The organism is Nocardia sp. NPDC046763, assembly GCF_040645495.1.
GTDB lineage: Bacteria > Actinomycetota > Actinomycetes > Mycobacteriales > Mycobacteriaceae > Nocardia.
Map to the genome: position 1 here is coordinate 347,894 of NZ_JBEYYI010000007.1, position 8,194 is coordinate 356,087.

General features: G+C 71.5%; 2 protein-coding genes. Both read left to right on the forward strand.

The genetic code is table 11. The features are described 5' to 3' along the window. The first annotated feature begins 87 nt into the window (after positions 1-87). A complete protein-coding gene (locus ABZ909_RS15175) occupies positions 88-7,422 on the forward strand; it encodes an amino acid adenylation domain-containing protein (protein ID WP_356999214.1) in 7,335 nt (2,444 codons plus the stop codon). A 253-nt stretch (positions 7,423-7,675) separates the two neighbouring features. Then, positions 7,676-8,194, forward strand: a 519-nt coding sequence (locus ABZ909_RS15180) for an AMP-binding protein (RefSeq protein WP_356999216.1), incomplete at its 3' end; no start/stop codon positions are given.

Here is an 8,194-nt window from a genome sequence, read left to right on the forward strand (position 1 = left end):
CGCCCGGGCGCGTCGGCTTTGTCGGCCCGGGCTGTCGAAGAAATTCGACGTGTGTGGCTGGCTGGACGTGTGAGGTGGACAACACGGATGGATACAACTCGTAGATCAGTCCGTGGGAGCAGACGCCGCCGGTCCGGCAGCCCCTTCTTCGGCCAGCTGCTCACCGCGGCAGTCGAATCCGCCGGCGATGCCGTCGCCATCAGCTTCAATCCCACCGGAAACCCTTCCGACCAGCGCGAACTCACCTATCGGGAGCTCGACGAGCAGTCCTCGCGGGTGGCGCGCGAACTCATCGCCCTGGGCATCGGCCCAGGTGACGTGGTGGCCATGGCCATCGCGCGCTCGGTGGAATCGGTGCTGGCCATGTGGGCCATCGTGAAGACCGGCGCCACCTATCTGCCGGTGGACCCGACCTATCCGGGCGACCGGATCGAGCACATGCTCACCGACTCCGGCGCGAAATTCGGTGTCACCCTGGCGACCCACCGGGCCGGGCTGGGGACCGCCGCCTACTGGATCGAACTCGACGATCCCACCCGGGCCGAGCGCATCGCGGCCCGGCCCGCGCACCCGATCTCCTATGCCGACCGCACCCGGCCGCTGACCGAGCAGCACCTGGCCTACGTCATCTACACCTCGGGCTCGACCGGCAAGCCCAAGGGCGTGGCCGTCACCCACTCCGGGCTGGCCGGGCTGGCCGCCCGCCGGGAAAGCCGTGCGGTGACGGAGGATTCCCGCATCACCCAGCTCACCACCCCGAGCTTCGACTTCTCCATCGTGGAGATGCTGTACGCCTTCACCGCGGGCGCCACCCTGGTCGTGGTGCCGCCGGACGTGTTCGGCGGCCACGAGCTGTCCGAGCTGCTCCGCCGCGAGCGGATCACCCACATCTGCATCACGCCGGCGGTGCTGGAATCGCTCGATCCGGCTGTCCCCGAGGACCTGCGCGCCATCATGTGCGGCGGCGAGCGGGTGCCGCCCGCCCTCGTGGACCGCTGGATCACCCCCGACCGCGACTTCCATATCGAATACGGCCCGACCGAGGTCACCGCGCTGTCCACCGGAACCGCGGCGCTGCCACCCGGCGGCGGCACGCACATCGGCACCCTGCTGCCCGGCATCGGCGCGTACGTGCTGGACGCGGGCCTGCGGCCGGTGCCGCCCGGCGTGATCGGCGAACTCTATCTGGCCGGGCCGGTACTGGCCGCGGGCTATCTCAACCGGCCCGTGCTGACCGCGGAACGCTTCGTCGCCGGACCCTACGGCGAACCCGGGCAGCGGCTGTATCGGACCGGAGACCTGGTCAAACGCCTGGAGAACGGGAACTTCGAACACCACGGCCGCACCGACTTCCAGGTCAAGATCCGCGGTCTGCGCATCGAACTCGGCGAGATCGACAGCGCCCTCACCGCACACCCCGGCGTGGACTTCGCGGTCACCCTGGGCACCACCCTGCCCACCGGCGCCGCCGCCCTGGTCACCTATGTGCTGCCGAGCCCCGGAACCGCCCTGGACACCGCGGAATTGGCGGCCTTCGCGGGAGAATCCCTGCCCGCGTACATGGTTCCCGCCGCCATCATGGTGCTCGACGAGATCCCGCTGACCCCGGTCGGCAAGGTCGACCGCGAGCGGCTGCCGGAGCCGGTCTTCACCACCCGGGCCTTCCGCGCGCCCGCCACCGCTGCCGAATCCGCTGTCGCGGAGGTCTTCTCCGGCCTGCTCACCCCGCCCGGCGCCGAACCGCTGCGCGTCGGCTCCGACGACGACTTCTTCGAACTGGGCGGCAACTCGCTGCTGGCCACCCAGGCCGTGGCCCGCATCGGCACGGCGCTCGGCCTGCGGGTTCCGGTCCGCGTGCTCTTCGAGGCGTCCACCGTCGCCGAGCTGGCCGCGCTGCTGGCCGGGGAGGCGACCGGGAACACCGCCCCCGCACTGGTATCCGGGCCGCGGCCCGATCGCGTGCCGCTGTCCTACGCGCAGCAGCGCATGTGGTTCCTCAATCGTTTCGCACCCGACAGCGCGGTCGACAATGTGCCGCTCGCGGTGCGGCTCTCGGGCGAACTCGACCTCGAGGCCATGCGCGCCGCCGTCCGGGACCTGGTCGAGCGGCACGAGGTGCTGCGCACCGTCTATCCGGAGGTGGACGGCGAGGGCTATCAGCAGGTGCTTCCGCTCACCGATCCCCGTGCGATACCCGACCTGTCGGTCGAGGACCTCGATGCCGCGGAGCTGACCACGCGAGTGATGGCACTGGGCGGGACGGGCTTCGACGTCACCGCCGCCCCGCCCATCCGGTTGCGGGTGCTGCGTCTCGGGCCCGGTGAGCAGGTGCTGGTCGGCGTGGTCCACCACATCACCGCCGACGGGTTCTCCATGGGCCCGCTCACCCGGGACCTGGTGACCGCGTACGTATCCCGCAGTTCCGGGGCCGCGCCGCACTGGGCTCCGCTGCCGGTGCAGTACGCCGACTACACCCTGTGGCAGCGCACGGCACTCGGCGCCGAGGACGACGCGAACTCCGCGCTGGCCCGGCAGATCGCCTTCTGGCGCGAGACGCTGGCCGAACTACCCGACGAACTGGTGCTGCCGTCGGATCGCCCGCGCCCGCCGGTCGCCTCGTATCGAGGCGGCATCTACCGGTTCGAACTCGCCGACGACGTGTACGCCGCCGTGCGCCGGCTGGCCCGCGGCCACAACGGCACCACCTTCATGGTCGTGCACGCGGCGCTGGCGGTCCTGCTGGCGTGGCTGTCCGGCACCCGGGACATTGCCGTGGGCACGCCGGTGGCCGGGCGCGGTGAGGCCGAATTGGACGACCTCATCGGCATGTTCGTCAATACCCTCGTGCTGCGCACCGACGTCGATCCCGCCGCCGGGTTCGCCGACCTGCTGGACCTGGTGCGCGACACCGACGTGCGCGCCTTCGGCCACGCCGACGTGCCCTTCGAACGACTGGTGGACCTGCTCGACCCGGCCCGCTCGCAGGCGCGCAATCCGCTGTTCCAGGTGATGCTCTCGTTCCAGAACCTGGCGCCCGCCGAATTCCGGCTACCCGGGCTCACCGTCTCCGGCACCGACCTCGAGGTGCCCTTCGCCAAGTTCGACCTGCAGCTGACCGTGCAGGAGACGGTGGACGAGCGCGGCGACGGCACCGGCATGGCGGCCGAATTCTCCTATGCGCTGGACCTTTTCGACGAGCCGACCATCGCGTCCTTCGCCCGCCGCTTCGCCCGCGTGCTGGAACTGGTCGCGGCCGACCCGGGCGCACCCGTCGGGGATCTCGACCTGCTCGCGGCCGAGGAACGCCACCGCGTCCTGACCGAGTGGAACGCGACCGGCTTCGATGTCACCGCCGCGGCCGGCCTGCCGAACGGCAGTGCGCCGACCCTGATCTCGATGTTCGAGGCGCAGGTCGCCGACACCCCGGACACCGTGGCGCTGGTCTGCGCGGACGAGCGCCTCACCTATCGGGAGTTGGCCGACCGCGCCCGCCGGCTGGCCCGCGAACTCATCGACAGTCACGGGGTCGGGCCGGAAACCTCGGTGGCCCTGGCCATCCGGCGCTCCACCGACCTGGTGGTGGCCATGTACGCGGTCCTCATGACCGGCGCCGCCTACCTGCCGCTGGACCCCGAACAGCCGCTCGACCGCAATGAGCACATTCTCGGCACCGCCGGGCCGCGCCTGGTGCTGACCACCCGGCGCGACGGCTTCGGCAACGGGAGCGCCATTCGAGCCCTCTTCGTCGAGGAGGCCGAGGAGCGGGCGCGGACCCGGTGGGCGAGCGGGCCGATCTCGGACGCCGAACGGACCCGTCCGCTGCGGCCGGGGCACCCCGCCTATGTCCTGTTCACCTCGGGCTCGACCGGGCGGCCCAAGGGTGTGGCCGTCAGCCACGCCGCCATCGTCAATCGGCTGGTCTGGATGCAGGCGCAGTACCGCCTGACCTACGCGGATGTGGTGCTGCAGAAGACTCCGGCCACCTTCGACGTATCGGTGTGGGAGTTCTTCTGGCCCTTGCAGACCGGCGCGCGCCTGGTGCTCGCCACCCCGGACGGGCACCGCGATCCGGTGTACCTGGCCCAGGTGATCGCGGAACAGGGTGTCACCACGGTGCATTTCGTGCCGTCGATGCTCTCGGTATTCCTCGCGGCACTGGGTGAGAGCAACCCGCCGGAGCGCAGCGGAGGCAAATTAAACACAGTGTTCGCCTCGGGTGAGGCACTACCCGCGCCGACCGCGCAGCGCCTGCGGGAGCTGACCGGTGCCCGCCTGCACAATCTCTACGGTCCGACCGAGGCCGCGGTCGACGTCACCTATCACGAGGTGACCGATGCCGATACGGCGTCGGTGCCAATCGGCCGTCCGGTCTTCAATACCGCTCTCTACGTGCTGGATTCGCGCCTGCGGCCGGTCGCCCCCGGCGTCGCGGGCGAACTGTATCTCGCCGGTGACCAGCTGGCCATCGGCTACGTGGCCCGCCCGGACCTGACCGCCGAACGGTTCGTCGCCGACCCGTTCGGTCATGGGGCGCGCATGTACCGGACCGGCGATCTCGTGAAGTGGCGTGCCGACGGCGAACTGGAATACCTGGGCCGCACCGACTTCCAGGTGAAGCTGCGCGGCCTGCGCATCGAACTGGGGGAGATCGAGGCGGCGCTGCTGGCCCAGCCCGGCGTGGCCCAGTCGGTCGTGGTGGTGCGCGCCGACGCGCAGGGCGGTGAGCAGCTGGTCGGCTACGTGGCCCGCGAACCCGCCGCGGAGGTCGATCCCACGCTGGTGAGAGCCGCTCTGACGCAGCTGCTTCCGGCCTACATGGTGCCCTCCTCGATCGCGGTGATGGATGCCTTCCCGCTCAATGTCTCCGGCAAGCTGGACCGCCGGGCACTGCCCGCCCCGGTATTCGAGCCCCGGCGATTCCGCGCGCCTTCGACCCCGATCGAAGAGATCGTGGCGGGCGTCTTCACGGATCTGCTCGGCGCGGACCGGGTCGGCGCGGACGACGACTTCTTCGAACTGGGCGGCAACTCGCTCATCGCCACCCGCGCGGTCTCGCGAATCAATGAAGCGCTGGAAGCCACCGTCTCGGTGCGCGAACTCTTCGAGACCGCAACGGTTTCCGGTCTGGCCGCCCGGATCGTGCCGGGAGCCGCGACGGGTGCGCGTCCGCCGCTGGTGGCGGGGGACCGGCCGGCGCGGGTCCCGCTCTCCCTTGCGCAGCAGCGCATGTGGGTGCTCAATCAGCTGGACCCGGAGTCTCCGGCCTACAACATCCCGATGGTCATCCGCCTCACCGGCACCCTCGATGTGCCCGCGCTGGCACGGGCCGCGGAGGACGTCCTGACCCGCCATGAGGTGCTCCGTACCCGCTACCCGGAATCGGGTCCCGGCGGCGCTCCCTATCAGGAGGTGCTCTCGGTCGCGGAGGCGCTGGCGGGTGGTCTCGAGATGGAGCGCGCCCGCGACATCGGCGCGCGAGTGCAGGAGCTCATCTACGCCGGATTCGATGTCGCGCACCAGGTTCCGGTGCGCATGCGACTGCTCACCGGGGACGCGCCCGACGACTACCTGCTGATCCTGGTCGCCCATCACATCGCCGCCGACGGCGCCTCCTTCGCGCCGCTGGCTCGCGATCTCATGATGGCCTACACCGCGCGCGCCGCGGGCGAGACGCCCGGCTGGGCGCCGCTGCCCGTGCAATACGCGGACTTCGCGCTGTGGCAGCACGCGGTGATCGGCTCGGACACCGACGAGAACTCCGTCGCCGCGGCGCAGGTGGACTACTGGCGCGGACAGCTCGCCGGTCTGCCCGCGCGGCCGCTGCTGCCGCTGGACCGGCCCCGCCCGCCGGTGCCGTCCATGGCGGGGGCGCTGGTCGACTATGTGGTGCCCGCCGAGATCCACGCCGAGTTGAATCGCATTGCGCGCCGCCACAATGCGTCACTGTTCATGGTGATGCACGCGGCCGTCGCGGTCCTGCTGGCGCGGCAGTCGGGTAGCCCGGACATCGTCGTCGGCACCCCGATCGCGGGCCGCGGCGAGCAGGTGCTCGACGGCCTGGTCGGCATGTTCGTCAATACCCTCACCCTGCGCACCACGGTCGATCCCGCCGCCTCCTTCGACGATCTGGTGGCCACCGCCCGCGAAACCGATCTGTCGGCCTTCGCCCACGCGGACGTGCCGTTCGAGCGCGTGGTGGAGGCGGTCGCGCCCGGCCGCGGCCAGGCCGATCCGCTGCTACAGGTGGTGCTGGCGCTGCAGCACAACGAGGTGGCCGAGCTCGAGCTGCCCGGCCTGTCGGTCTCCGGGGTGGACGCGGCGCTGGAGGCCGCCAAGTTCGACCTGCAGATCGGCGTCGAGGCCGGGCCGCCCGCGGCGGACGGCGCCCCCGGCGACCTCGCCGTCGTCTTCTCCTATGCCACCGAGCTTTTCGACGAGTCCACCATCGAGGTCCTGGGCGCGCGCCTGGTACGCATCCTGGCAGCGGTGGCCGCCGATCCGCATATGCCGGTGGGCGACATCGACCTGCTGAGCCCGGCCGAGCGCGCCCGCGTCCGGGCGCTGCCCGCGCCCGTCCCGGCGGTGACCGCCACCGCGCACGGCACGGCGCTGCCGCAGTCGCTGTCCGCCGCGGTCGAGGACGACCCCGACGGTCCCGCCCTGGTCCGGGGTGAGGAGACGGAGTCCTACCGCGACCTCGACGCCCGTTCCTCTCGGCTGGCCCGGTTCCTGATCGGGCGCGGGTGCGGGCCCGGCACCGGCGTCGCCGTGCGGCTGGAGCGGGGAGCCGACCTGGCCGTGGCCACCTGGGCCGTGCTCAAGACCGGTGCGGCAGTCGTGCCGCTGGCCGGTCTGGACCGGCTGCCACCCAGCGGACTGGATGTGAAGGTGGGCCTGACCACCGGGAAACCGGCCGCCGTGCCCGGCATCGACTGGCTCGCCCTGGACGATCCCGCGGTGGCCGCCGAGGTCGCCACCGAATCGGCCCGGCCGGTCACCTACGCGCACCGCATTCGCGCGCTGCGCGGCGATGACACCGCCTTCGCGGCGCCGGGCCGGGCGTCGCTGAGCTACGACGAGGTCGCGGCCATGGTGGATCGGGTGCGGGCCGAGTCCGAGCTCACCTTCGAATCACGCACCTACTGGTCTGGTTTGGCGGATCACCCCTTCGCGCTCATCGAACCGATCGCCGCCGGCGGCGTCGGGGCGTCAATGGTCCTGGCGGACGCCGGAGCCGATCTCGCCGAGACCCTCGCCGACGAATGGGTCACCCACCTGTTCGCGGACCGGGCCCGGCTCGACGGGCCGGACCCCGCGGAACTGGACGATCTCACCGCCCTCGTGGTGGACGGGCTGCCCGTCCCCGCGCGGTGGTCGGGTCTGACCGTCGTCGCCGTACCGGGGGCCGCCACCGCCCGATGAGCACCTGGTGAGCGGCCCGGAGTGGCCCTCCCGCCCGCAGGACTGAATACTCCTTTGGGGAAGTGCGCGTGACCGGTCCCTCCGAGGGGGATCGACAGCCCTGCCACCAGCAGGGTCGAGTAACGCGGCCTGCGTGAACCCGATGAACAATGTCGGTGCACGCGGCGGTATGGGCAATGACGGACAGGATGAGGACAGGCTGCATGATTCGGGTGGTCGGGGACCGGAAGATCGAGCTCGTGGCGGTGGCCGCATGACCCGCACGGCTCGCGTACGTCCCACCCGGACCCGCCGTGGACCCCACATTCCGACACTGCCGCAGCTGCTGGCGACCGCGGTGGAGGCCAATCCGGGCGGCCTCGCCGTCACGGTCGCCGACGCCGACCGCAGCCTGGCCGCGCTGAGCTACGCCGAACTCGACGAGCGGTCGAACCGGCTGGCGCGCCTGCTCATCACCCGCGGCATCGGCCCGGAGGATCTGGTCGCGGTCGGTATCCGCCGCTCGCTGGAGTCGGTGGTGGCGGTGTGGGCGGTCGCCAAGACCGGGGCGGGCTTCGTGCCCGTCGACCCCAACTATCCCGCCGACCGCGTGCAGCACATGATCGCGGACTCGCGGGCCGTGCTGGGCCTGACGGTGGCCGACACCCGCGAGGTCCTGCCGACCACGTTGCCGTGGTTGGAGTTGGATACTGAGGAGATCGCGGCTGCCGCGCAGGGGTATCCGGCCGAACCGGTCACCAATGCCGACCGGGCGCGCCCGTTGCGGGCTGAG

Excerpts from the sequence above, each read along its gene's own strand:
- ABZ909_RS15175 (WP_356999214.1), top strand. The coding sequence starts at position 88 with ATGGATACAACTCGTAGATCAGTCCGTGGGAGCAGACGCCGCCGGTCC.